The 24948-nt window shown below is 66.0% G+C and carries 25 protein-coding genes; 15 read left to right on the top strand and 10 right to left on the bottom strand.

What is annotated here, in order from left to right:
• The first annotated feature begins 183 nt into the window (after positions 1-183).
• The 5 genes from B5X78_RS09860 (at position 184) to B5X78_RS09880 (ending at position 5246) form a co-directional block, all read left to right on the top strand.
• Positions 184-522 (top strand): P-II family nitrogen regulator, encoded by a 339-nt coding sequence (locus B5X78_RS09860; protein ID WP_055941078.1) that lies wholly within the window; start codon positions 184-186, stop codon positions 520-522.
• Between the two features lie 15 nt (positions 523-537).
• On the top strand, positions 538-2052 hold the full coding sequence (locus tag B5X78_RS09865) for an ammonium transporter (protein WP_079724223.1): 1515 nt from the start codon (positions 538-540) through the stop codon (positions 2050-2052).
• Positions 2053-2131: 79 nt separating this feature from the next.
• On the top strand, positions 2132-3187 hold the full coding sequence (locus B5X78_RS09870) for a two-component system sensor histidine kinase NtrB (protein WP_079724497.1): 1056 nt from the start codon (positions 2132-2134) through the stop codon (positions 3185-3187).
• Positions 3177-4619, top strand: coding sequence for a nitrogen regulation protein NR(I) (ntrC, locus tag B5X78_RS09875; RefSeq protein ID WP_079724224.1), 1443 nt, complete (start codon positions 3177-3179; stop codon positions 4617-4619). Before B5X78_RS09870 ends, ntrC begins: the two co-directional genes overlap by 11 nt.
• Before the next feature lie 69 nt (positions 4620-4688).
• Positions 4689-5246: a superoxide dismutase family protein gene (locus B5X78_RS09880; RefSeq protein WP_079724225.1), complete on the top strand. Its 558-nt coding sequence runs from the start codon at positions 4689-4691 to the stop codon at positions 5244-5246.
• Between the two features lie 47 nt (positions 5247-5293).
• Here the strand turns inward: B5X78_RS09880 and B5X78_RS09885 are convergent, their stop codons facing one another.
• Positions 5294-6175 carry a hypothetical protein gene (locus tag B5X78_RS09885; RefSeq protein WP_079724226.1) on the bottom strand — a complete coding sequence of 294 codons (882 nt, stop codon included), beginning with the start codon at positions 6173-6175 and terminating at the stop codon, positions 5294-5296.
• Between the two features lie 97 nt (positions 6176-6272).
• Here B5X78_RS09885 and B5X78_RS09890 point away from each other — a divergent pair, with 97 nt between their 5' ends.
• A complete protein-coding gene (locus tag B5X78_RS09890) occupies positions 6273-7553 on the top strand; it encodes an acetyl-CoA C-acetyltransferase (protein WP_079724227.1) in 1281 nt (426 codons plus the stop codon).
• Here B5X78_RS09890 and B5X78_RS09895 read toward each other — a convergent pair.
• Genes B5X78_RS09895 through B5X78_RS09905 form a run of 3 tightly spaced genes read right to left on the bottom strand, consistent with a single transcriptional unit; the run spans position 7550 to position 10672 of the window.
• Positions 7550-8812 (bottom strand): heme biosynthesis HemY N-terminal domain-containing protein, encoded by a 1263-nt coding sequence (locus tag B5X78_RS09895; protein ID WP_079724228.1) that lies wholly within the window; start codon positions 8810-8812, stop codon positions 7550-7552. The genes B5X78_RS09890 and B5X78_RS09895 overlap by 4 nt on opposite strands.
• On the bottom strand, positions 8809-9858 hold the full coding sequence (locus B5X78_RS09900) for a uroporphyrinogen-III C-methyltransferase (RefSeq protein WP_425478717.1): 1050 nt from the start codon (positions 9856-9858) through the stop codon (positions 8809-8811). The genes B5X78_RS09895 and B5X78_RS09900 overlap by 4 nt, the downstream gene beginning before the upstream one ends.
• Positions 9859-9901: 43 nt before the next feature.
• Positions 9902-10672 carry a uroporphyrinogen-III synthase gene (locus B5X78_RS09905; RefSeq protein ID WP_079724230.1) on the bottom strand — a complete coding sequence of 257 codons (771 nt, stop codon included), beginning with the start codon at positions 10670-10672 and terminating at the stop codon, positions 9902-9904.
• Between the two features lie 16 nt (positions 10673-10688).
• Here B5X78_RS09905 and B5X78_RS09910 point away from each other — a divergent pair, with 16 nt between their 5' ends.
• The 5 genes from B5X78_RS09910 (at position 10689) to B5X78_RS09930 (ending at position 13762) form a co-directional block, all read left to right on the top strand.
• Positions 10689-11147, top strand: coding sequence for a YiiD C-terminal domain-containing protein (locus B5X78_RS09910; protein ID WP_079724231.1), 459 nt, complete (start codon positions 10689-10691; stop codon positions 11145-11147).
• Between the two features lie 27 nt (positions 11148-11174).
• Positions 11175-11588: a hypothetical protein gene (locus B5X78_RS09915; RefSeq protein ID WP_229730903.1), complete on the top strand. Its 414-nt coding sequence runs from the start codon at positions 11175-11177 to the stop codon at positions 11586-11588.
• 48 nt (positions 11589-11636) lie between these two features.
• On the top strand, positions 11637-12071 hold the full coding sequence (locus B5X78_RS09920) for a rhodanese-like domain-containing protein (RefSeq protein ID WP_079724233.1): 435 nt from the start codon (positions 11637-11639) through the stop codon (positions 12069-12071).
• 87 nt (positions 12072-12158) lie between these two features.
• A complete protein-coding gene (secB, locus tag B5X78_RS09925) occupies positions 12159-12674 on the top strand; it encodes a protein-export chaperone SecB (RefSeq protein WP_079724234.1) in 516 nt (171 codons plus the stop codon).
• A gap of 53 nt (positions 12675-12727) precedes the next feature.
• Positions 12728-13762 carry an NAD(P)H-dependent glycerol-3-phosphate dehydrogenase gene (locus tag B5X78_RS09930; RefSeq protein ID WP_425478703.1) on the top strand — a complete coding sequence of 345 codons (1035 nt, stop codon included), beginning with the start codon at positions 12728-12730 and terminating at the stop codon, positions 13760-13762.
• A 125-nt stretch (positions 13763-13887) separates the two neighbouring features.
• Here B5X78_RS09930 and B5X78_RS09935 read toward each other — a convergent pair whose 3' ends face one another.
• Positions 13888-14472: an OmpO family porin gene (locus B5X78_RS09935; protein WP_079724235.1), complete on the bottom strand. Its 585-nt coding sequence runs from the start codon at positions 14470-14472 to the stop codon at positions 13888-13890.
• 396 nt (positions 14473-14868) lie between these two features.
• On the opposite strand from B5X78_RS09935, the gene B5X78_RS09940 reads away from it, so the two are divergent.
• The 4 genes from B5X78_RS09940 to B5X78_RS09955 are packed head-to-tail and all read left to right on the top strand — an operon-like array spanning position 14869 to position 19419.
• Positions 14869-17058, top strand: a complete 2190-nt coding sequence (locus tag B5X78_RS09940; protein WP_229730905.1) for a TonB-dependent siderophore receptor — start codon at positions 14869-14871, stop codon at positions 17056-17058.
• Between the two features lie 58 nt (positions 17059-17116).
• Positions 17117-17422, top strand: a complete 306-nt coding sequence (locus tag B5X78_RS09945) for an iron uptake protein (RefSeq protein ID WP_079724500.1) — start codon at positions 17117-17119, stop codon at positions 17420-17422.
• A gap of 4 nt (positions 17423-17426) precedes the next feature.
• Positions 17427-19094, top strand: a complete 1668-nt coding sequence (locus B5X78_RS09950) for a PepSY-associated TM helix domain-containing protein (protein WP_079724236.1) — start codon at positions 17427-17429, stop codon at positions 19092-19094.
• The gene (locus tag B5X78_RS09955) at positions 19087-19419 is read left to right on the top strand and encodes a DUF3325 domain-containing protein (protein ID WP_079724237.1); all 333 of its coding nucleotides are present in this window, start codon (positions 19087-19089) and stop codon (positions 19417-19419) included. Before B5X78_RS09950 ends, B5X78_RS09955 begins: the two co-directional genes overlap by 8 nt.
• A 7-nt stretch (positions 19420-19426) precedes the next feature.
• Here the strand turns inward: B5X78_RS09955 and B5X78_RS09960 are convergent, their stop codons facing one another.
• Genes B5X78_RS09960 through B5X78_RS09980 form a run of 5 tightly spaced genes read right to left on the bottom strand, consistent with a single transcriptional unit; the run spans position 19427 to position 24926 of the window.
• Positions 19427-20713, bottom strand: a complete 1287-nt coding sequence (locus B5X78_RS09960) for an APC family permease (protein ID WP_079724238.1) — start codon at positions 20711-20713, stop codon at positions 19427-19429.
• On the bottom strand, positions 20710-21507 hold the full coding sequence (locus B5X78_RS09965; protein WP_079724239.1) for a L,D-transpeptidase family protein: 798 nt from the start codon (positions 21505-21507) through the stop codon (positions 20710-20712). Before B5X78_RS09965 ends, B5X78_RS09960 begins: the two co-directional genes overlap by 4 nt.
• A 20-nt stretch (positions 21508-21527) precedes the next feature.
• Positions 21528-22379: a MurR/RpiR family transcriptional regulator gene (locus B5X78_RS09970; protein ID WP_079724240.1), complete on the bottom strand. Its 852-nt coding sequence runs from the start codon at positions 22377-22379 to the stop codon at positions 21528-21530.
• A gap of 43 nt (positions 22380-22422) precedes the next feature.
• A complete protein-coding gene (locus tag B5X78_RS09975) occupies positions 22423-23520 on the bottom strand; it encodes a dipeptide epimerase (protein WP_079724241.1) in 1098 nt (365 codons plus the stop codon).
• 8 nt (positions 23521-23528) lie between these two features.
• Complete coding sequence (locus B5X78_RS09980; protein ID WP_079724242.1) at positions 23529-24926, bottom strand: C40 family peptidase; 1398 nt, start codon at positions 24924-24926, stop codon at positions 23529-23531.
• Positions 24927-24948 lie beyond the last annotated feature (22 nt).

Raw genomic sequence — 24948 nt, forward strand, 5'->3', positions numbered from 1 at the left:
TGAACCGCAGCTCCCTCCCACGTCACCTTCGTCCCTCGCAGATTCTTGCGATGGGCGCGGGTGCGGTTCATGGGTTCATCCGCACCGAGAACGTGTCCGCCACGCAGGAGTTGCGCGCACGGGTGTCCTGAAACCGCCGGCCGGCATAGGCCGGCCGGTTCCATCCACCATCGGGGTATGCGCATGAAACTGATCACCGCCATCATCCGGCCGTTCAAGCTCGACGAGGTACGAGAGTCCTTGTCGCAAGCAGGCGTGTCGGGCATCACCGTCACCGAAGTCAAAGGCTTCGGTCGACAGAAGGGCCACACCGAGTTGTATCGAGGCGCCGAGTACGTCGTCGACTTCCTGCCCAAGATCAAGATCGAAACCGTCGTCACCGACGAGCGACTGGAGGCCGTCATCGAGGCCATCCAGCAGGCGGCCGGCACCGGCAAGATCGGCGACGGCAAGATCTTCGTGACCACCATCGACCAGGTCATCCGCATCCGTACCGGCGAAGTCGGCGCAGACGCGCTCTAACACTCGGAGCCCCCAATGAAGACTCGACTGTTCGACGGGTGGAAGACCCGTGCGCAATCCCTGTGCCTGGCTGCCTTGTGCGGCGTGATGACGATGGGCGTGGCCCTGAGCGTTTCCGCGCAGGACACTACCGCCGCACCGGCAGCGGCCACCACCGAAGTGGCGGCAACACCGGCCACTGACACGGCTGCCGTGCCGAGCGATGCCGCCGCCACTGCGGCGCCTGCGGCCACCGAAGCCGCAGCGACGACCGAAGCCGCCGCCACCACCACCGAAGCCGCTGCGGCAGAACCGGCGCCGGTCGTGGAGAAAGGCGACGTGGCGTGGATGCTGACCTCCACCTTGCTGGTGCTGCTGATGGTGGTGCCGGGCCTGGCCCTGTTCTACGGCGGCATGGTGCGTTCGAAGAACGTGCTGTCGGTGTTGATCCAGGTGATCACCGTGTTCTCGCTGCTGGTGATCCTGTGGGTGTTCTACGGTTACAGCCTGGCGTTCTCAGGTGAAGGTCCGTGGATCGGCAACCTCGACAAGGCGCTGCTCAAGGGCGTCACGCTCGAGTCGCTGGCGGCCACGTTCACCGCAGGCGTGAGCTTGCCGGAGTACGTGTTCGTCGGTTTCCAGGCCACCTTTGCCGGCATCACCGGCGCGTTGATCATCGGCGCCTTCGCCGAGCGGGCGAAGTTCTCCGCCGTGCTGCTGTTCTCGGTGCTGTGGTTCACCTTCGGCTACCTGCCGCTGGCGCACATGGTGTGGGCCGCGGGCGGTTTCCTGTTCGAGAAGGGCGCGCTGGATTTTGCCGGCGGCACCGTGGTGCATATCAACGCCGGTATCGCCGGCCTGGTTGGCGCGTACTTCGTCGGCAAGCGCGTGGGCTTCGGCCGCGAAGCGCTCAAGCCGCACAACGTCACGCTGACCTTCGTCGGTGCGGCGCTGCTGTGGGTGGGCTGGTTCGGATTCAACGCCGGCTCCAACCTGGAAGCCAATGCCGGTGCGGCGCTGGCCTTCCTCAACACGCTGCTGGCCACGGCCGCGGCGATCCTGGGTTGGGCGCTCACCGAGAAGTTCACCAAGGGCAAATCCTCCGCGCTGGGCGTGGCCTCGGGTGCGGTGGCCGGTCTGGTCGGCATCACCCCGGCCTGCGGTACGGTCGGCCCGTTCGGCGCGATCGTCATCGGCCTGGCGGCCGGCGTGATCTGCGTCTGGGGCGTCACCGGCCTGAAGCGCCTGCTGGGCGCGGACGACAGCCTGGATGTGTTTGGCGTGCATGGCCTGGGCGGCATCATCGGCGCGATCCTGACCGGTGTCTTCAGCGCGGCCTCGCTGGGCGGCGTGAAGGGCGAGGGCTATGACATCGCCACCCAGGTCGGCATCCAGGCGCTGGGCGTCGGCATCACCATCGTCTGGATTGGCGTGGTGTCGGTCGTCTCGTTCCTGATTGCCAAGCTGGTCTTTGGCCTGCGCGTGGCTGAGGAAGCCGAACGCGAAGGCCTGGACATCACCTCCCATGGCGAATCGGCCTACGAGGCCTGATCGCGACTGGTCCCACCGCTGCGGGACGGCATTGCACTAAACTGGTGCAATGTCGTCCCCGGCGCCTTACGAACGCATCATGTCGAACGAACCCAGCACCGACGCGCTGAGTACGGCGGTGGCCTGGGCCGATGCCGACGGCCACGTCGGCGGAGTCAATGCCGCTTTCGCCCGCTGGATGGGAGTCAGCGCCCGGCGCCTGCTCGGCCAGCCATTGGCGGCGCTGGAAATAGAGGGCGATGCGATGGCCCGCTTCCTGGAGAACACCGATCGCGACGTGCTGCGCCTGCACCGCATGGCGCTGGGCATGCCGGGCGAGTCACCCCGCTTTGCCGAAGGCTGGCTGTCACGGCTGGAAGGCGGCGGCTGGATCCTGGAATGCCATCCGGTGGACGAATTCCCGGGCGTGGATCCCAGCCTGGCCCTGCCCAGCGCATTGACCGCCGCCCTCAAGGGCCTGGCGCACGAACTGCGCAATCCGCTGGCCGGTCTGAAAGGCGCGGCGCAACTGCTGTCGCGTCGCGCGCAACTGCGCAACGACAATGACGACGAGCGCGAACTGATCACCCTGATCGAATCCGAGATTGGCCGCCTCAACGGCTTGCTGGAGCAACTGCTCTCACCCGCGCCGCAACGTCCGCACACGCCGCTGAACATCCACGTGGTGCTGGAGCGGGTGCTGCGCCTGGCCGAGAACGAAGGCGGCTGGTCGGTGCGCCTGCAGCGCGACTACGACCCCAGCCTGCCCGAACTGCCGGGCGATGCGGATCGCCTGACCCAGGCCGTCTGGAACCTGGTGCGCAATGCCATTCAAGCCGGCGCCAGCACGGTCACCCTGCGCACCCGCGTCGAACACGGCTCGCGCATCCACGATCATCTGCACGCGATGGCGCTGCGGGTGGAAATCATCGACGACGGCCGAGGCGTTCCCGACGAACTGGCCGAACACCTGTTCCTGCCGCTGGTCAGCGGCCGCGCCGAAGGCACCGGCCTGGGTCTGGCGCTGGCACAGCAGGTTGCGCGCGAACACCGCGGCACGTTGAGCTACCGCTCGCGCCCCGGGCATACCGTGTTCACCCTGCTGCTGCCACGCGCGGTGGAAGGCGACGAGGAGCGAAATTCCCATGTCCAGTAATGTCTCCGTCGCCGGCGGCCACCACGCGCAACGCATCTGGGTGGTGGATGACGATCGTTCCGTGCGCTTCGTGCTGGCGACTGCCTTGCGCGATGCCGGCTACAACGTCGACGGTTTCGACAGCGCCAGCGCCGTGTTGCAGGCGCTGAGTGCGCGCGGCGCGCCGGATCTGTTGTTCACCGATGTGCGCATGCCCGGCGACGATGGCCTGGTCCTGCTGGACAAGCTCAAGGCCTCGCATCCGCAGCTGCCGGTCATCGTGATGTCGGCCTATACCGATGTGTCCAGCACCGCCGGCGCGTTCCGCGGTGGCGCGCACGAGTTCCTGTCCAAGCCTTTCGATCTCGACGACGCCGTCGCCCTGGCCGCGCGCACGCTGCCCGATGCCGAGGAAACCATCGATACCGCAACGCCGGTGGCCGCCGCCGCTGACGAAGGCCCGCCGCAGTTGATCGGCGACACCCCGCCGATGCGCGCGCTGTTCCGCGCGATTGGTCGGCTGGCGCAGGCGCCGCTGTCGGTGTTGATCAACGGCGAAACCGGCACCGGCAAGGAGCTGGTGGCGCGCGCGCTGCACCAGGAATCGCCGCGTGCACGCAAACCCTTTGTCGCCCTGAACACCGCCGCGATCCCCGCCGAACTGCTGGAAAGCGAACTGTTCGGCCACGAAGCCGGCGCGTTCACCGGCGCGCAGAAGCGCCATATCGGGCGCTTCGAGCAAGCCGATGGCGGCACCTTGTTTCTCGATGAAATCGGCGACATGCCGCTGCCCTTGCAGACGCGGCTGCTGCGCGTCCTGGCCGAGGGCGAGTTCTTCCGCGTCGGTGGGCGCGAACTGATCCGCGTGGACGTGCGCGTGATCGCCGCGACCCACCAGAACCTGGAAGCACAGGTGGCCGATGGACGCTTCCGTGCCGATCTGTTGCATCGCCTGGATGTCGTGCGCCTGCAGCTGCCGCCCTTGCGCGAGCGTCTGGCGGATGTGCCGCAGCTGGCGGAGAATTTCCTTGCCGCTGCCACCCGCAAACTCGACATCGCCGGCAAGCGCTTTTCCGGGCCGGCGCTGGTGCGCCTGCAGGCCTATGACTGGCCAGGCAACGTGCGCGAACTGGAAAACGTCTGCTGGCGGCTGGCCGCACTGGCGCCTGCCGATGTAATCAGCGTGGCCGATCTCGACGCCGTGCTGACCCGCGCCGGCCACCTGAGTGGTCATGGCGCCGCGTGGGAACAACATCTGGCCGAGTGGGCGCGCACGCGCCTGGCCGACGGCGCCGAAGGCGTGCACGCACAAGCGCGCGAGCAGCTGGACCGGATCCTGCTGGAAGTGGCCCTGCAGATGACCCATGGCCGGCGCGCGGAAGCCGCCGCGCGCCTCGGTGTGGGCCGCAATACGGTGACCCGCAAACTGGGGCCGGGTCGCAAGCGCCGCTGAGGCTTTCATTGCGCGTGAATGACAGCGCGGTTACGTTGTCGCATTCACGCGTTCTGAAAGGAGACAACCATGCGTATTGTTTTGCTCGCCGCCGCCTCGGCCCTGGTACTCGGCGCCTGCGGCAGTTCACCGCCGCCCACGCCTGCCGCTGCGGCTCCTGCAGGCAGCACGGCCAAGCAGGGCATCGCCAATCTCGCCCCGGCATCGGGCAGCCTGGTCAGCGGAAAGATCACGCTGACCCCGATGGGCGATGGCGTGCACCTGACCGGCGTGGTCGGCGGTCTGCCGGCCAACAGCACGCATGGTTTCCATGTGCACGAAAAGGGCGACTGCAGCGCCGCCGACGCCACCAGCGCCGGTCCGCACTTCAATCCTGCAGGCAGTGGTCACGGACGCGCGGGTGGCGGTGCGCACCACGCCGGTGACATGGACAACATCGTGGCGGATGCCGAAGGCGTGGCGCGCGTCAGCGTGCACGTGATGGGCGTGACGCTGGGCGGAGGCGCTGCCAACGACATCGCCAACCGTGCGTTGGTGGTGCATGCCTCGCCCGATGACTACACCAGCCAACCCGCCGGCAATGCCGGTGCGCGCGTGGCGTGCGGCGTGATTGCGGTCACCGAGTAACGCGTGATGCAGTGGCTCCCCTTCCGAATGCGGTAGGGGAGTTCGCTTCAGTCGACCAGCCAGCCACGCGGATCCGCGGTGGCCGGGCAATGCGCAAACGTCACCGGTATGCCGTGTGCATCCAGCACGGCGGCGAACTGCTGCTGGCGCGCCTGGAAAAATCCGAAGGCGCGTTCCAGGCGTTCATCGGTCTGCTCTTCCGGCGCATAGCGCTGGCGCCAAGCTGTCGGCTCGAAGAGGGCGATGCGCACCTCACCATCGGCATAGCGCAGCAACGGCTCCGGCAAGTGATCCAGCCATGCCTCCTGCTGCGGCGCCAGCAGCGCGGTCTCGATCACCGGCCACAGCGCTTCCAGCCCGCCATGGCCGTACTGCATTGCGGTCAGCGCCGCCAGGTCGTGCAGGGTCAGATAGCGGGCGTGCTCAATCCGCGCGTTGAACGACTGTTGCGCCAACAGCGCGGTGTCGGCCTGCGCCATGCCGGTTTCCAGCAACACGGCCTCCAGCTGATCGGCGACGTCGGCCAGGGCAGCCGCATCCGAACCGCTCAGCAGAAAGGGCAACACGCGCAGCGCGCCCCCGTGCAGATCCTCGCTGGCCTGAAAGGGCATGGGCACGTCGCCGCTTTCATCGGCGCCAAAGGCAATCATGCGCGGGCCACTGTTGCGCCCCGGCGCGCGCTGGTACAGCTCTTCCAGACGCCGATGCAGCGGCCAGCCCGGACGCAGTGCCTCGGCGGGATCAAAGTGTGCGGCCGCCAGACTGAGGTCCAGCTCGCGGATGCCCGGCACCAGCGCGGCGAGATCGCGGCCCAGACGCTCCACCAGCGCACCGGCATCGGCCGGCCGCAGTGCGCTGACGGTGGGAGATCCCCCCGCGGACAGTTCCAGCGCAAGAAATCCCTTCACATGATGTGATGCATCAGTCATGTCGGCGTTTGGCGGTGATGGAGGGGCGGATTACACTGGCATTATGCCTGCCGCTGCTGCGGCTTCCGAGCTTTCCCCACTTTCGATGAGGTTTCCCATGCCAGCCGCCCGTCCCGTCGCCATTCTCGGCGGCGTACGCATTCCGTTCTGCCGCCAGAACACGGCCTATGCGGATGTGGGCAACCTGGGCATGTCGGTGCGCACGCTGGGTGCGCTGGTCGAGCGCTTCGGCCTGCACGGCCAGCAGCTGGGCGAAGTGGCGATGGGCGCGGTGATCAAGCATTCCAGCGACTGGAACCTGGGTCGCGAGGCCGCCCTGTCATCCGGCCTGTCGCCGTTGACCCCGGGCATCACCCTGCAGCGCGCCTGCGGTACCAGCCTGGACAGCATCATCACGGTGGCCAACAAGATCGCGCTGGGCCAGATCGACTCGGGCATCGGCGGCGGCTCGGACACCACCTCCGACGTGCCGATCGTGTACGGCAAGAAGTTGCGTGCGCGCGTGCTCGCCGCCAACCGTGGCAAGACGCCCCAGGACAAGCTCAAGGCGCTGGTCAAAGGCTTCAAGTTCAGCGAGCTCAAGCCCGAGTTCCCCGGCGTGGCCGAACCGCGCACCGGCAAGAGCATGGGCGATCACTGCGAAGACATGGCCAAGGAATGGAACATCTCGCGCGACTCGCAGGATGAGTTGGCGGTGTCCTCGCACCGCAAGCTGGCCGCCGCCTATGAGCGCGGATTCTTCAGCGACCTGATCGCGCCGTTCCGCGGCATGGAGCGTGACAACATCCTGCGTCCGGATACCTCGCTGGAAAAACTCGCCACACTCAAGCCGGCCTTCGACAAGATCTCTGGTCGCGGCACCCTGACCGCCGCCAATTCCACTCCGCTCACCGACGGCGCCGCCGCGGTGCTGCTGGCCAGCGAAGAGTGGGCGCGCGCGCATGGCCACGAGCCCCTGGCCTATTTGCGCGACGCGCAGGTGGCCGCGGTGGATTTCGTGCATGGCGAAGGCCTGTTGATGGCGCCCACCGTGGCGGTGCCGGAAATGCTCAAGCGCCAAGGCCTGACTTTGCAGGATTTCGATTTCTACGAAATCCACGAAGCCTTTGCTGCGCAGGTGCTGTGCACCCTGCGTGCGTGGGAAAGCGAAGACTACTGCCGCAACCGCCTGGGCCTGGATGCACCGCTGGGCAGGATCGATCCGGCCAGGATGAACCCCAACGGCTCCTCGCTGGCCACCGGCCACCCGTTCGCCGCGACCGGCGCGCGCATCGTCGCCACCGCCGCCAAGGAATTGAAGGAACGCGGCGGTGGTCGCTGCCTGATCTCGATCTGCACCGCCGGCGGCATGGGCGTGGTGGCGATTCTGGAGCGCTAACCGCGCAGACGCGGCATGCCGTGTTCGTCGCGTTCTTCGCTGACGGCTTCGTCGAAGATCTTCTGTCGCATGTCGCGGCCCGGCAGCTCCACCGCTGCCTGGCCACGGCGCACGCGCAGCGCGTTGGCGTAGCAGCGTTGCGCAGCGCCGTCGTCGCCGGCGGCGGCAAAGCCATCGCCCAGCTCTTCCCACGCTTCAGCGCTCGCGCCTTGCGCCAATGCGCGATGCAGGAATTCCTGCGCCTGCGGCCACTGGCCCTGCTGGCGACTCAGCTTGGCCAGTGTGACAAGCAGGGCGGGACTGGCCGGGTGCGCCTGCAGCCAACGCTGCGCACTGGCACGGCGCGAGTCGGCCTTGGCCACGGGCAGGTCGCCATACAAGCGCACTAGCGATTCGTCCCAGCGCGTGTCGATGGCTGACTCCAGGCTGCGGACGGCGGCATCGTCCCAACGCATCGCCGCAGCGCGCTCGGCGTACGCGGCCACCACGGCCGGTTCATTGCGCAGCGGTTTGGGCAGGGTTTCCCAGCGTTCGGCCAGGACATTGGCGTCGCCGGCTTCGCGAACGGATTGCGCCGCCAGGCGCGATTCCAGCGTTGTGACGCGATCAGTCGGCAACGCCTGTTGCTGCTTGATGGCACCGAGCAGTCCGTAGGCTTCACCGCTGCGCCCCAGCGCGGCAAGCGCTTCGGCGCGCAAGGCCAGACCGCGCGGCGGCAGCGGTTGCGCGTCGCTTGCGTCCAGCGCCGTCAAGGCCTCCAGCGGCATCGACGCCGCCAAGGCGCGGTCTGCCACCAACAGGGCATGGGCGGTGGCGCTGCGCTCCTGCAATGCCACCAGATGGCGCTGTGCCGCGGCGCCATCGGCACGTGCGTCGGCCGCGCGCACGGCCGCGACGCGTGCAATCGCACCCACCTCGTGGTCTTCGGCGGCGCGCTCGAGCAGTTTCTCCGCACGTGTCCAATGGCCCGCATGCAGACTGTCCAGGCCTTCAATCAAGCGCGCGCGCGCCTGCTTGCGCCGGTAGCGGTGCCAGGCGCGGAATGGCAGCGTGATCAGCTTCCAGGCCAGCCAGGTGGCGGAGGCCACCAGCAGCAAGGTCAGCAAGGCGCGCGGGACGTCGGTTTCCCAGTCGTAGCCGCCAAACTGCACGAAAACCCGACCCAGGTCGCGTCCGGGTTCATTGGCCAGCCACTGCGCGGCAAACACGCCGATGGCCAGCAGGATCAGCAGGATGACCGTGGTGCGGAAGATCTTCATGGTGTCTGCTCCGGCGTCTCCACTGGCGGGGGCACGGCAGGGTTCGTCGTCGATGGCAGGGGGCGACTCGCCACCCCGGCGTTGCGCAGCGAACGCAACTGTTGCAGCGTGCTGCCCAGCACCGGTGACTCGGCACGCAATGGCAATTTGCGCAGCGCGGCCAGCTGCGCCCGACCTTGCCGCAGGTCCGGTGAATCCGGCCACAACCGCAGCAACCAGTGATCCATGCGGGTCAACGCGGCATCGAAGCCAGCGCGATCATCGCGTTCGAGTGCGGCGTGCGCCAAGCTCACTTCGATGCGCAGCGCCGCTTCGCCCGCGCCTCGATCCGTGGGCGAAACAAAGGCGGCGTCGCGGCTAGCGCGCACCTGCACCAACGGCGCAAGCCAACGCTGCCACGCGGATCCGGAAGCAGCCTGCGAAGCGGCCGGTGTACGGGTAGGCAACCCATCCAGTGACAGCGCGAAGGCATCCAGTTGCTTCTCCAGCTGCGCCCGCGGACCCGGGCCCAGCGCGTCCAGCGCCTGCCGCTCCTGCTGCAGCACCTGCTTGAGGTTGAGCAGGCGGTGGTCATCGATCCCGTCGAGCGCGCCAGCGGCCAGCGCGTAGGCGCGGCGGGCGCCCTCCAGATCGTCGGCGATCAGCAAACGCTGCTGGGCGAGCGACAGCAGCAATTCGACTTCGTCCAGACGCAGCGCCTGCGCGCCATGGCGCGAGGGGTCGGAAAGCTTGGCGACGCTCTCCTCCAGCAACGCGCCGCGCTGGCCCAGGCCGAGCACTTCATCGCGCAGGACGCGATTGGTGGCCGCCGCATCCTGCACACGCTGGGTCAAGGTGCGTTGATCGCGGCGAACCGAATCCAGACGTTGATCCAGCGCATCGATTTGCTGGGCGGTCTCCATCGACTGCGCCTGCTCCTGCGCCTGGCGTTGGCTCCACCAGCGCCACGCCACGGCGGCAATCGCCAACAGCAACAACACGGCGATCAACGCGGCCACGCCACGGCCTCGGTGGGTCGAAGGTGGGGCCACGTTTGCCTCGTTCACACGCACATCCAGGGTTGTCGCCCGCGCAGGCGGCGGACTCATGCTAGCGGATTGCGGCGCGCGTTCGCGTCGCGGCCGCGTCGAGCAACTGGACGGGCCTCGGACCCGCCGCCGTGAGCACCTCCCGGAAACCGCTGACCCGGGCGTGTTCGGCCAGGCGCTCGCTGGCGACCACCGCGGGACGGGCCAGCAACGCCGCGCGTGCGGGCGCGGGCAGTTGCTGCAACACCCGGTCGAGGGCGCCGCTGCTGCTGATCAGGACACAGGCAGGCGCCGCCAGGTTCTGCAACTTGTTCAGCGCGGTGGACAGCAACGGAATGTCGTGGCGCGCATAGACATCGGCACGCAGCACGTGCGCACCGCGTGCGACCAAGCTCGGCGCGAGCAGGTTGCGACCGTCGGGCGCGCTGACGAAACCCAGTTGGCTGCCTTCAAGGTGCTGGAGTTCGGGCATGGCCAGCAGGCCTTCGCTATCCATGCGCGAAGGGTGCACCACGTCGGTGATGCCACGCCGGTGCAGGGCCTGGGCGGTGCCGGACCCGACCGCCAGCCATTGCTGCCCGCGACGGGCTGTCAACGTCTCCAGCCCGGCGGCCGCATCGACCGCGGCAGGACTGGTGAACAGCACTCGCTCGGCCTGCAGCGCACTGGTCAGCGCAGTGCGCGTGGCCTCATCAGCACGTGCCTGTATGCGCCAGGGCGAGAGCGCCAGCAGACGCGCGCCGCGGCGTGCCGCCGCTCGGCGCAGGGCCTGATGATCGCCGCTGGCGCGCAGGGAGATCACGTACCATCCCTCGTTCTTCGTATCGGTCATGGGCGGATTATCTGCGATGGATGTATCGCACGCGCTGGAAAAACTGGCGGACTACTGCCGCGGCATGCCACCGGTGGCGGCGATGCAGGTCACGGTAGCCGGATTCGAAGCCGGTCAGTTGCGCTTGCAGGCCCCTTTGAGCGCCAACGTCAACGACAAGGGCACCGCTTTTGGCGGCAGCCTGACCTCGATCATGACCGTGGCCGGCTGGGGCCTGGTGACGATGCAGCTGGATCTGGCCGGTGAACAGGCCGAGGTTTACGTGGCCGACAGCGCCATCCGCTATCTGGCCCCCTTGCGGGACGACCTGCTGGCGCGGGCCCAGTGGGCCGAGGGTGAGGACTGGGATAGCTTCCTGGCGACGCTGCGCCAGCGCGGACGGGCGCGCATCCAGGTCCGTGCCTGGGTGGATCTGCCTGAAGGCGGGCAGGCCACCACCCTGGAAGGGCGCTTCGTGGCGATTGCGAAAAGGTAGGATGGCGCGACCCGGGGGGAGATGACGATGCGACTTTTGCTGAAGACGGCGACCTTGCTGGTCCTGATGCTGGTGCTGGGCCAGGCCGACGCCCGCCAGAAAGGCAAGCTGGACGAAACCCAGAACGCCTACGCTGCCGCCATCCGCTGGGGCGATTTCGAGGGCGCGGTCAATTTCCTCGACCCGGCCTGGCTCGAGGAACACCCGGTGGGCGAGTTCGAACTCAGCCGCTTCGAGCAGATCCAGGTGTCGGGCTACCGCGACATGAATACCAGCATGGAGCCTGACGGCACGGTGGTGCGGTCGGTGGAGGTGCGGATCATCAACAAGCACACCCAGGCCGAACGGACCGTGCGCTACCGCGAGCGCTGGCGCTGGGATGACGAGGCCAAGCGCTGGTGGGTGGTCGGTGGCCTGCCGGACTTCTGGAAGGGCGAATAAGCCGGCCCCTGTGCGACAATCGCGGTTTACCCTGATTCCCGCCTCCCTGTGAACTTCGACAAACTGCAGGCCTTTGCGGCCTCGAGCCCGCTGCTGACTTCGATTTTCGTGGTCGTCACCGTGGCCCTCCTCTTCACCGAAGTGGCGCGCCTGTTCCGCGGCTACAAGGCTCTGCGTCCGGCCGAACTGACCGCGCTGATCAACCGCGACAACGCCCTGGTGGTGGACCTGTCGGCCAGCGCCGACTTCGAGAAAGGCCACATCGCGGGCAGCCGGAACGTCACCTCCAGCCAGTTCGATCCCGAGAACAAGCTGCTGGCGCCGGCCAGGAACCTGCCTGTGGTGCTGGTCTGCCGCGCCGGCAACGCCTCGGCCGATGCCGCCAAGCGGCTGAAAAAGGCCGGCTTCACCCAGGTCTACTGGCTTGAAGGTGGCATTGCCGCCTGGCAGCAAGCCGATCTCCCGCTGGTCAAAGGCCGCTGAACCACCCTTGAACCAGCGCGGTCACGTCTCCATGACGTGAGATAATCACCCTCTTTTTCCGCTCAACCGAATTTCCGGAGTTACGAAATGTCCGAAGAAACCACCAATGGCGCAGTGGCGCCGGCCGACAACGCCGTCGCATTCACCGTCGAGAAGATCTACGTCAAGGACGTTTCGTTCGAGGTTCCGGGCGCACCGGCGATCTTCACCGAGAACGTGCAGCCGGACCTGCAGCTCAACCTCAACCAGCGCGTGCAGCGCCTGAACGACAACGCCTTTGAAGTGGTGTTGGGCGTAACCCTGACCTGCAAAGCCGGCGACAAGACCGCCTATGTGGCCGAAGTGCAGCAGGCCGGCATCTTTGGCCTGATGGGCCTGGACCCGCAGGCCGTGGACGTGCTGCTCGGCACCCAGTGCCCGAACATCCTGTTCCCGTACGTGCGTCAGCTGGTCAGCGACCTGGTCCAGGCCGGCGGCTTCCCGCCGTTCTTCCTGCAGCCGATCAACTTCGAAGCCCTGTACGCCGAAACCCTGCGTCAGCGCTCGGCCCAGCAGGCCGGCGGTGAATCGCTGGCGACCACGGAACCGGCAGGCAACGCCTGATTCCATGGGGCACAATCCCGTCGTGGCGCCCGTTGCGCCGATGGGGGTGATGCATGGCTGATTCAGTGAGCGACGCCTTGCGCATAGGCGTCCTCGGTGCGGGCTCTTGGGGCACCGCGCTGGCCGCACTGATGGCACGCCACGGCCATCGCGTCACCTTGTGGGGACGCGATGAAGCCGTGATTGGCGCCATCGATCAGCAGCACGAGAATCCACGCTACCTGCCAGGCATCGCCTTGCCTGACAGCTTGCGCGCCACTGCCGATCTGGCCACCGCCTTGGCGGATGCCGATCTGGTGCTGGTGGTCGTGCCATCGCACGCCTTCACCGAGACCCTGCGTCTGCTCGCGCCCCTGCGTCCTTCGCAGGCCGGCGTGGCGTGGGCGACCAAGGGCTTTGAACCCGGTTCCGGTCGCTTCCTGCACGAAGTGGCGGAGGAAATCCTCGGCGCCGACGTGCCGCTGGCGGTGGTGACCGGTCCTTCGTTCGCCAAGGAAGTCGCGTTGGGCCTGCCTACGGCGGTGACCGTGCATGGCCACGATGCCGCCTTCGCGCAGACCATGGCCGAAGTGCTGCACGGCCCGGCCTTCCGCGCCTATACCGGCGATGACATGGTCGGTGCGGAACTCGGCGGCGCCATGAAGAACGTGCTGGCCGTGGCCACGGGCGTGTCCGATGGCATGCAGCTAGGCCTGAATGCGCGCGCTGGTTTGATCACGCGTGGACTCAACGAGATGTTGCGACTGGCTGCTGCGATTGGTGGCAAGCCTGAAACGTTGATGGGTCTGGCCGGCCTGGGCGATCTGGTGCTGACCTGTACCGGCGACCTCTCGCGCAATCGCCGTCTGGGCCTTGCGCTCGGACGCGGGCAGTCCATCCAGGATGCCGTGCGCGAGATTGGCCAGGTGGTCGAATCCATGCAGGCCGCTGACGAAGTGATGCGTCAGGCCGAACGCAACGGCATCGAGTTGCCCATCTCCAGCGCCGTGCGCGCGGTCCTGCACGGCGAAATGACCCCGGCTGCGGGTCTTCAGCAATTGCTTGCGCGTGAGCAGAAGCCGGAGTATCCGGAAACGCTGTTCAAGTAAGGCCATGAAGAAAGCCGGCGCAAGCCGGCTTTTTTCATTTCCCGCAAAGAAGAAGCCCGGCCAATGGCCGGGCTTCGGTGCGACGTGGGAGAGAGAGGGTCACGTCGCGGTAAAACGTGTAGCGATTACCAGCTGAAGCGCGGGCCGACAAACCACTGGGCGTCGCCACCGTCAACAATCTTGACGTCGGCCGAGGCGCTCCAGTTCGGGGTGAACTTCACCTGGGCGCCAAGGCGGCCGTAGAAGTCACCGTCGTAGTCGTCGCCGTCTTCATAACCGGCCAGCGCGTAGCCGTTGAGGTTGTTGGTCAGCGCGCTGTTGACGCCCACTTCCACGCTGTAACCATCAGCGCTGAAGCCCGGCACGCGGACATTGCCGACGTGGAAGCTGTCGGTCTTGACCTTCTCGTAAGCAACGCGGGTCAGCAGGTCGACGCGCTTGGACAACTCGTGGTTGTAGCCCACGCCCACGCGCCACTGGTCGAAGTCGACATTGACGTTGTCCACTTCCTGGTTGCTGTAATCGGCGAACAGGTGGAAGTTCGGGGCAATGGCCACCGAGCCCTTCAACGCCCAACCGTCGGAATCCGGACCGTCAACATTGGTCTTGGTGTAACCGCCTTCCACATAGTTGTACGAGACGCCATCGGCGGCGGATGCGGCGAACGGGACAGCAGCAACCAGGGCCAGGGCAAGCAAGGACTTCTTCATGTGTTCAAACCTCTTTGTAATTGTTAGGTATCCAACCCAGCGCTGAAGGCAGTGCCCGTTCGCTGCTGGTGATGTGAATTATCCGTTACGTGCTTCAACTCACACTGAATACCAAACTGAGTAGTACATAAATTAGGCGGTTGAATGGGGAACTTTCGCCACATGCGGCGCGGCCTCCGGGCCGCCACCCGGGAGCCTCGGCCATAGGGAAGACCCTTCCGCGCAATCGCTGCCCAGCGATGCGGGGCTTGCAAGATGCGAACCATTCGCATTTAATTGTCACACTTCTGGTGCCCCTGACGGCACGCACATGGCCTCGCGCCTTGCTCGATTGGAGCGGCGCGGCCCGTGCGTGCGGCTATGCCCTGCCTGTTTTCCAGCCCACTCCCAGACCCCATGTCCCCCCAAAACCTGCATGCCGCGCCCTTGCGCAAAACTTCGTTGCTCCCGGTCGTCCGTGGCCGCCTGCCGCTGTCGATCTGCCTGGCGCTGGCCTGTGTGTCAGGTCCACTGATGGCGCAAGAAGCGTCGGGCGGTCCGAGCGCGACGGCCGATACGGCCACCGAGCTGGACTCGGTGCTGGTGGTGGCCCAACGCGCCGAACGCGTCAGCAATGGCGCCACCAACCTGGACTTGGACATCAAGGACACCCCGCAGTCGATCAGCGTGGTGAGCAACGAGCAGATGCAGCAGTTCGGCACCGACAGCCTCAACGAGGCGCTGCGCCTGTCCACCGGCATCCAGGTGGACGAATGGGAAACCAACCGCACCACCTTCACCTCGCGCGGCTTCGATATCGAGAACACGCAGATCGACGGCGTGGGCCTGCCCAATGACTGGGGTGTGGTGACGGGCGCCATGGATACGTTCGGCTATGAAAAGCTGGAAGTCATCCGCGGTGCCAACGGCCTGCTGACCGGCGTGGGCAACGCCGCCGGCACCATCAACTACGTGCGGAAGCGTCCGACCAACGATGCGCAGGGTTTGGTTGGCATCAGCTATGGCAGCTGGGCCACGACGCGCGCTGAAGTCGACTATTCCACGCCTTTCATCGCCGACGGAACCTGGGCCGGGCGCGTGGTCGCCGCCCATGAGCAAGGCGACTCCTATCTGCGCGGCAAGGACGACAAGCGCGACTTCCTTTACGGCGTAGTCGACGGCCAGCTGGGCGACAACGGCACCTTGACCGTGGGCTATTCCTGGCAGAAGGGCCAGACCAACGGCAACATGTGGGGCGCGCTGGGTTTCATGTACAGCGACGGCACCCAGGCCGAGTGGGATCGCAGCGCCTCCACCACCCAGGATTGGACCAACTGGGATACCACCACCCAGAACGCCTTTGCCGAATACACCCACCGACTCGGCGAAGACTGGCAGCTCAAGCTCTCCTACAACTACCGCGACGTCGAAAACGCGACCAAGCTGTTCTACGCGATCGATTACAACGCCACTGGCCTGGAACCCGGCAGCAACCTGGGACTGTTCGGCTATCCCTGGCGTGGCGATGATGAAATGTCGGCGCATTTGGGCACTGCCACGATCAACGGCCATTTCCAATGGCTGGGCCGTGACCAGGAAGTGATGTTCGGTGTCAGCTGGGCCAAGAGCGAAGCCAACAACTGGGAATACGCCGAGGCGATCTACGCCGGCGGCAACGAGTACGGCTACATCCAGATGCCTGGTTTCCCCTGGGCCGGCAACGTGGTGCCCGAGCCGGAGTGGGGCGCGCTCTCGCTGTACGGCAGCTTGAACCAACGCCTGAAGCGCGCGTTCGGCGCCACCCATCTTTCCTTTACCGATCGTTTCAAGGGCGTGCTCGGTTTCAACTATGCGGAGTACCACCGCGATGGCGCGAGCTACGGCGCTGCTTTCGATCAGACCGAAAGCCACACCAGCCCGTACGCCGGCCTGACCTACGATTTCAACGAGCAGATCCTGGGCTACGTCAGCTACTCCGACATCTACCACCCGCAAAGCCAGACCGACGTCGACGGCATGTACCTGGATCCCACCAAGGGCAGCAACTACGAAGTGGGCGTCAAGGCCGACTGGCTGGACAAGCGCCTGCTGACCACGCTGGCGGTCTTCAAGGCCGAGCAGGATGGCCTGGCGACCGGCGAGGGCTACAACCAGCATGGCCAGTACTACTACGTGCCCGTGGACGTGGAATCCAAGGGTGTCGAATTCGAAGCGACCGGCAAGATCAGTGACAACGTAGACCTGGTGGTCGGCGCCACCGCGCTGAAGCTGACGGGCCGGGATGGCGACGACACATTCCGCTGGGTCCCGCGCCGCACCGCCAACCTGCTGCTGAGCGCACGCCTGCCCAGCTACGCCGCGCTGTCGTATGGCTTGGGCGCGCGCTGGCAGAGCGATATCTCGAACCAGGAAAACAATGGATTCGTCGTGCGACAGGACAGCTATGCGGTGTTCAATGGCTTCGTCGCCTGGGACTTTGTGCCGAACGCCACGCTGCGCTTGAACGTCAACAACATCGGCGACGAGAAATACATCAACACGTTGCGCTACAGCGGCTATTACGGCGCACCGCGCAACTACACCCTCAGTCTGAACTGGCGGTTCTGATCATCCGCTCCGATCCACGACAAGAGACTAGCCGAACGCCATGTCGAGCAACCCGGTCATGAGCTCCACTTCCCGCGCCGTGCGCCTGCGCATCGCCGCGCGCGTGTGCGCCGCGGTGTTCGGTGGCTATGCGTTCGCCTGGGGCACGGTGGCTGCGGTCACCAGCCTGATGTTCGCCGCCGGGCTGGAATTCCACGACGCCGAATTCATGGGCGGGCTCATGGGATTGCTGGCCTATCTGGTGGTATTTCTGTGGACCTTCGCCGCGCGCCGTCTGGCGGTGGTGTGGGCGGTCATGCTGGGCGGTGGTTTGCTGATGGCCGCCATCGGGTCACTCGTGCAATCGTGGTTGATCGGAGGCTGATGCCATGATGAATAGTTTTCGCCAGGCGATGGCCTGGCTGCACACCTGGTTCGGTCTGGTGCTGGGCTTTGTGCTGATGGCGGCGTTCTTCTTCGGCGCGCTGTCGGTGTTTGATCGCGAATTCGATCGCTGGTCGATTCCCGCCACCCGCTACGAACCCCAGCCCATGCCGTCGTTCGAAGCGGTGCTGCGGCCGGCGTTCGAGCGCATGCAGCCGACACCACAGGCCATCGACGACATGCGTCCGCGCGTCAACGGAGCCATGCCGGAAACCTTCAAGACGGTGGAAAGCTGGAGTGCCTACACCACGCACCGCGATCCGGTACTGGCTATATTCGCGGGTTACGACGTGCCGAATGCGAAGGATCCGGAGGAAGCGATCTGGGCCTACGCGACGATCGACCCGCGTAACGGCAATCTCATTCCCGATGATCACCTGAAGATCGGCAGCGGCTTCTTCTTCCCGCTGCATTACGGACTGACCCTGGACTGGAAAAACCTGGGCATCTGGATTGTCGGCTTCTCCGCGCTGATCATGCTGGCCGCGCTGGTTAGCGGCGTGGTGATGCATCGCAAGATCTTCCGCGAGTTCTTTACCTTCCGCCCCGGCAAGGCGCGTCTGCGCAGCACACTGGATCTGCACAACCTCACCGGCGTGGTGGCGCTGCCGTTCCACTTCTTCTTCGCCTTCACCGGGCTGGTGATCTTCGCCACCACCTACTACTTCCCGGTCGGCCATACGCAGCTGCACGACCTGCATGACCTGCACGAGCAGGTGGAAGCGCAGGAAACCGGCCTGCCGCATGAGCGCGCCGGCGTCGCCGCAGGCCTGGCCTCGGTGGATGCGATGGTGGCCGACGCGCAGCGCCGCTGGGCGGCCAAGGACAAGGCCGGCGATGTCGGCTTCCTGGTGCTGCAGCATGTGGGCGACGCCAACGGCTACGTCAGCGTGTATCGCGCGGGTACCGACCGCATCGCATTGGTGGGCGATGGCATCCATTACACCGCATCGACCGGCGCACTGATCCGTGAAGATCCGCCGGCCACCTCGGTGGGCCGGGTCAGCGAGTTCCTCACCGGCCTGCACCTGCAGCATTTCCGCCATTGGTTGTTGCGCTGGATGTACGTGCTCGGCGGCTTGGCCGGCGCAGTGTGCATCGCCACCGGTTTCATCTTCTTTGTCGAGAAGCGCAAGCGTCAGCACGCATTGCAGGGCAGCCAGGGCGCGCGCATCGTCGACGCACTCGCGGTGACGACGGTGACGGGCATGGTGCTGGCGGCGCTGGGCATCCTGATCGCCAACCGCTTGCTGCCGGAGAACCTGCCCTTGCGCGGTGACTGGGAGCGCTACGCGTTCTGGGCCACCTGGGTGCTGGCCTTGCTGCATGCGGGCTGGCGCAGCGCGGCGGTTTCGAAGGGCCTGACCAATCCGGCATGGCGCGAGCAGACCTGGGCGATCGTGGTGTTTGCGCTTGCCGCGGTGGCGTTGAACTGGATCACCACCGGCGATCACCTGCTGAAGACCCTGTCAGCCGGCTATTGGCCGGTGGCGGGCATCGACCTGTCATTGCTGGCGACCGCGGTGATCGCGCTCGTCGTCTCGCGCAAGCTGGGCCAGCGGGCCGTGGCGAGCCAGCGTCGCGAGACCAGTGGAGAAGCCGCGCATGCCTGAGTCCACCCACGCTGCATGGCTGCTGGCGTGCGCCTTGCTGGTCAGTGTCGTCAGCATGGGCTGGCTGGCGCTTTCCATGCAGGTGCACGCGCAACAGGTGTGGGGAACCGCATTGTCCGCCACCAGTTCACGCCTGCTGCGCTGGATGGGCGGCATCGGGATAGTCGTCGTGCTGGCCCTGTGCCTGACGGTGGATCACGCCACCATGGCGACGCTGGTATGGGTGATGGCCGTGACCGGCGCATCACTGCTGGTGGCCTTTACCCTGAGTTCGCACCCGCGCTGGTTGCGGGTACTGGCGCCGTGGGTACGCGCGCCACGCTGATCCGCGCTCAGACCTTGCGCCGAGTCAGATACAGCAGCGCGCCCACCGCCAACGCCACGCCTGCCGCCAACAAATTGCCCAAGGTGGCGCTGGCCAACAGCCCCAGCGACAACAGCAGCGCCGCCAGCGGAATGATGGGGCCGCCGGGCAACTTCAATGCGCCCGGATGATTGGCGTAGCGTCGCTGCAGCACCAGCAGTGACAACACAGTGCCGATGTAGGCGCACAGGCGCGCCACCACCGACAACAGCGCCAGCTTCACGAACGAACCGGACAAGGCCAGGGTGAGCGCCAACACACCTTGCGTGATGATCGCCACGGCCGGCGTGTGGAAGCGCGGGTGGATGCTGGCCAGCATGCGCGGACCGAAGCCATCCTGCGCCAGCGAGTACAGCACGCGCGGACCGAACAACATGGTGTTGCTGTTGGTGCCCAGAATCGAGATGGTCGCGCCCACCGTGAGGATCAGCGCCAGACCCTCGCCACTGAAACTGGCGGCGGCATCGGCCAGCGGCGTCTGCGACGCGGCCAGATTGACCAGCGTGCCCTGCGCCACCAGCTGCACCGCCGCGTAGATCAGCGTCACGGTGGCGATCATGGTCAACAGCGCAAACGGCACGTCGCGACGAGGGTTGCGGAATTCGCCTGCGGCGGCCGGGATGTTCTCGAAGCCGGCGTAGGCAAACAGCAGCAACAACGCGGCTTCGCCGAGGTTGCGCAACGGCGGCGCTTCGCCACCGCCCAGCAGGGCAGGGTCGATGTAGAAGACGCCAATCAGGATGAACAACGCCAGCGGCAGCAGCTTGCCAATTACCAGCGCCACACCGGTACGCGCCGCCGACTTCACGCCGATCACATTGATGAAGGTCAGCAGCGCCAACGAACCCACCACGATCACCAGGCGCCCCGCGCCATCGGACGCCGGGGACCAGAAGCGAGCCACCGCATCGGCCAGCGCGTTGCTCAACGCGGCCGCGGAAGCGATGCGCGTCAGCCACACCATCCAGCCGATCTCGAAGCCGATGAACGGACCAAACGCTTCGCGCGCATACAGATAGCTGCCGCCGGGCTCATCGAAGTAGCTTGCGGCCTGTGCGTAGCACAGCACCAGCAGCGCCACCGCCAGGCCGGCCAGCAGCACCGCCCACACGCTGGCCGGGCCCAGCAGCACCGCCGTCGCGGCAGGCAGCAGATAGATGCCGCTGCCAATCACGTCGTTGATGGACAGGCCGACAATCTGCCAGCGACTGACCGCGCGGACGAAACCGGGCGAGGAAGGGTTGGTTTCGCTCACGGTGCGGCTCCGTCAAGGGCAGGCAGTTTCCAGGATTGGCGCAGGCGCTCGTACTCGGCGCGCGGCAGTTGCACCAGCAGCGGTTGCTTGCGCGCATCCAGCCAGGCGAGCAGGCGGTTCATGCTCGGCTCGGCCATCGCGGTGCAGCCCGCCGTGGCTTCGCCGGGCGCCTTCCACAAGTGCGCGAAGATGCAGCTGCCCGCGCCGGGCACGTTGTTCGCGTTGTGCTGGATCACGAAGCCTTCCTTGTAGCGCTGGTCGCCCTGGGCATGGATGTCGCGGCGCATGGGTTCGGTCGACTCCTTCACTGCGGCGTCGCCGACTTCGCGGCTGTCGACAATCTGGTTGTAGAGCGGTGAACCCGGCACGTCGATGCAGTAGTTCGTCGCGCTCATCGGCGCGTAGTGCAAGCCGGTCTTCACCCGTTCGGTGTAACCGAAGGCCTCACCCAAGGTGAAGATGCCGGCGGGCGCCTTGCCATCGCCTTCCTTCTTCTGAGGGCCCTGCGCCTGGGCCGCGTGCAGGCCAGCGCCCCAAGCCAGGCCGGTGCGACCCACGGCGATGCGATCCGGCGCACCCAGTGCGGTCCAGTCCTTGCCGTCATCGGCGCGCTGGAACAACTGCATCTGGCCATCCGTGGCATCCCAGTCGGCCGTGACTACCAGCATCAACTGACCGGAAGCATGCAGCAGTTCCGGCGGCGCGGAGGCGCCGCTTTGCGCCGTCGCAACACCGGCCAGGCCCATCAGCCCGCAAGACACTGCGGCACGCAGCAAACGAAACAGGGACGCCATGGCGGGCTCCGGCGAAAGGCTCAGGAATCCAGCAGATGCTGGATGCGTTCAAGGTTGATGTTCAACTGGCGGTGCCGGTCATCGTTGACATGGCACAGCAGCACGAACAGAAAATCCAGCAGGTACTGCAGCGAGCTGCGATAGAGCAGCGCTTCCACGTGCGGCTCGCTGTCGTGCGCCGATACCACCAGGGCGGCATCGGCATGCGCACGCAGCGGATTGGCGGTATGCCGGGTAATCGACACCACCTTGCCCGACGCCGCCTGGAACTGGCGACTGATCTGCGAGAGCGTCGCCAGCTTGCCGAACTCGGAAAACACCAGCAGCACGTCACCCGGACGCGCCGCCGACAGGTTGGCCATCATCAGGATCGGATCGGCGTGGTGCACGGTCAGCACGCCGAGCAGGGACAGGCGCATCGCAAACTCGCGCGCATACAGGCCGTCGTCGCCCAGGCCGCAGACGAAGACCTTGCCGGCCTGATCGATCAGCTCGGCAATCTCTTCCAGGTTCTGGCGCGGATTGATCGCGCGGGTCTCTTCTTCCGCCGCCGCCTTGCTGCGGCGCAGGCCCGACTCGATACGGACAAAGACATCGGCCTCGGCGTTGGCCGCCAACGGCGTCGGCGGCTCGACTCCACCCAGCCGGGCCACGGCTTCGCCAATGGAGAACTTGAGATCGGGATAGCCCTTGAAGCCGAACTTCTGCGCGAACTTGACCACGCTGGACTGGCTGATGCCCAGTGCGCTGGCCAGCTGCTGCGAGGAATAGTCGCGCAGCAGGTGGGCGTTTTCGAGAATGAAGTCGGCGATGCGGCGTTCAATCGCCGACATCTGGTCGCGTTCGGATCGGATCTTGATCAGTGGCGGCATCGTGCGCTCTTTATCCCATCCCGGTTCGGTCCGGTCCAGTGGCTCAGACCGAAATCAATTCCAGGCCCTGGATGGATTGGATGCCCAGGCCGGGCGCGTCGGTGATCGAGATTTCCGATTCGTTGAAGATGACCCCGCCCTCGACCGGATTGAACTGCGACAGCGATGGGCCATCCAGATCGATCTTGGTGATGGCTTGCGACTTGGCGACCGCCACATGGCAGGCCGCCGCCACGCTGATGCTGCTCTCCAGCATGCAGCCGATCATGCATTCCACCCCGTACAGCGAGGCGATGTCGGCAATGCGGATGGCGTTGGACAGGCCGCCGGTCTTCATCAGCTTGATGTTGATGATGTCGGCCGCGCGCATCTTGATCAGATCGATGACTTCGGTGGGGCCGAACACGCTCTCATCGGCCATCACCGGCGTGTGCACGCGATCAGTGACGTACTTCAGGCCATCGATGTCGGCCGCTTTGACCGGCTGCTCCAGCAGCTCCAGCACGACGCCGGCGTCTTCCAGGTTGTGCATGGCAAATACCGCCTGCTTGGCGGTCCAGCCCTGGTTGGCGTCCAGGCGCAGCAGGGCGCGTCCTTCCACCGCCGAGTAGATCGCCTTGACCCGCTCGATATCCAGGCCGATGTCCTTGCCCACCTTGATCTTGAGCGACTCGAAGCCGCGATCCACGGCGGCAATGGAGTCGGCGACCATCTTGTCGATGTAGTCCACACTGATCGTGATGTCGGTGGTGATCACCGGGTCGCCGCCGCCGAGCATCTTGTACAGCGGCGCGTTGTAGAGCTGGCCCCACAAATCGTAGATGGCGATTTCCACCGCCGCCTTGGCGCTGGTGTTGCGCTCCAGTGCGGTCTGGATCAGGTGGGTGATCTGGTTGAGGTTGGCGATCTCCTGGCCAATCAACCGCGGCTTGATGAAGCGGGCGATCGCTTCGATGATCGACCCGTGGGTGTCACCGGTGATCACCGCCGTGGCTGGCGCCTCGCCGTAACCGACCTGGCCGGTGTCGGTATGCACCAGCACGACGATGTCTTCCACCGTGTCGACGGTGCGCAGCGCGGTCTTGAAGGGCGTTTTCAGCGGCACGCGCAGCATGCCGAACTGGATGTCGGTGATTTTCATGAAGGCCTTTACGGACGAATGCGTTGGATGCTGTAGATGCGGTCGACGAACGTCTTGTCGCTGCCTGCGAGCAACGGCTCCAGCGGCGTCACCGAGACGGCGTTGAGCGAGGCGCGGACGATCTGACCCTGCGGGTTCTTGTAGGTGATGCCGGTGGTGTCGTGGATCAGGTAGGTCTGGCCGTTCTCCTTGCCAATCACCATCATCACGTGGCCCGGGATGTAGATCAGATCGCCGACCTGCAGATCGCGCACCACCTGCATGCGTTTGGCGCGGTCGTCCTGATCGGTGAAGGCGACGCGATTCAGCGCCGGGCTGACGCCCTGGTCGCTGGTGTTGCGCGGCAATTCCACGCCAAAGCTGCGATAGACCTCGGAGACAAAGCCACTGCAGTCGCGGGTGTTGTAGGAATGGCCCCAGCCGTAGCGCTCGCCGAGGAACTTGAAGCCCTGCTGCAGCAGGTTGGCCTGGGTCAGCGGCAGGTACTCGGTGGCCACGTCGGCGTTCTTCGGCAGCAGCGCAGGCACCAGTTCCAGCTTGTCGCCGGCGCCACGGATGGGCAGCTCGATCACCCACGAGGTATACGGGTGCTGGCCATTGACCGGCTTGTCGGCCGGCCAATCCTTCAACAGCGGCACGCGCACGCCCATGTCCAGCTGCAGTTCGGACACGCCAGGTTGCTCGGGTGTGTGCACGGTATGCACGGTCGGGCCGGTGACCACCAGCGTCGGCGTGCGATGGCCGTAGGCGAACACGGTGTCACGCGCGCCTTCGGCCAGGTACTGGTTTTCCACCCAGGCGGCATACAGCGGGCTGACCACGAACGACCATTGGCCGTCGCGACTGCCATGCACGATCACCACGGCGGTGCCGGGGAACAGCGCGCTTTCCTGGAAGCGATCGATGTCGGTGTCGTCGTTGGAGCGGAACACGCGGGTGCGGGTCGGGAAGGCGCGCAGGTCCGCGCGCTTCACCACCAGCGCGTAGCGCGCTTGGGTGGTGGCGGGAACGGCATCGAGGGCGGCGTTGGCGACGATCGCGTCCAGCGCGGCCTTGCCGACTTCCTGGCCCTTGACGTCATACAGCGTGCGAGTCGGCGCGCTCGACAACTTGCCGACCCAGTCGCGCACCTGCTCCGCGCTGAAACTTGCCGGCAGGCCTTCCACGTCGTGCACGGAGCCATCCTGTTGATGCAGGCGACCGTTCTGTGCGGCGATCGCCTGGCGATCCAGCACCACGCGGTTGGGCTGCTGGAGTTTCTTGATCCAGTAGTCGGCGGTGAGATGCCGATCTTCCACGCCGATGACCGCATGCGCGGGGACCGGCAGGGGAGTGGGTTTGTCGCGGGCAAGCAGCGGCGCTGACGGCAGCGCCAGCAGAACAAGCGAGAGCAGAAGTGAGCGCATGACGCCTCCGTGGTGGAGCGCG

The sequence above is a fragment of the Pseudoxanthomonas indica genome (genome assembly GCF_900167565.1).
Taxonomy (GTDB): domain Bacteria; phylum Pseudomonadota; class Gammaproteobacteria; order Xanthomonadales; family Xanthomonadaceae; genus Pseudoxanthomonas_A; species Pseudoxanthomonas_A indica.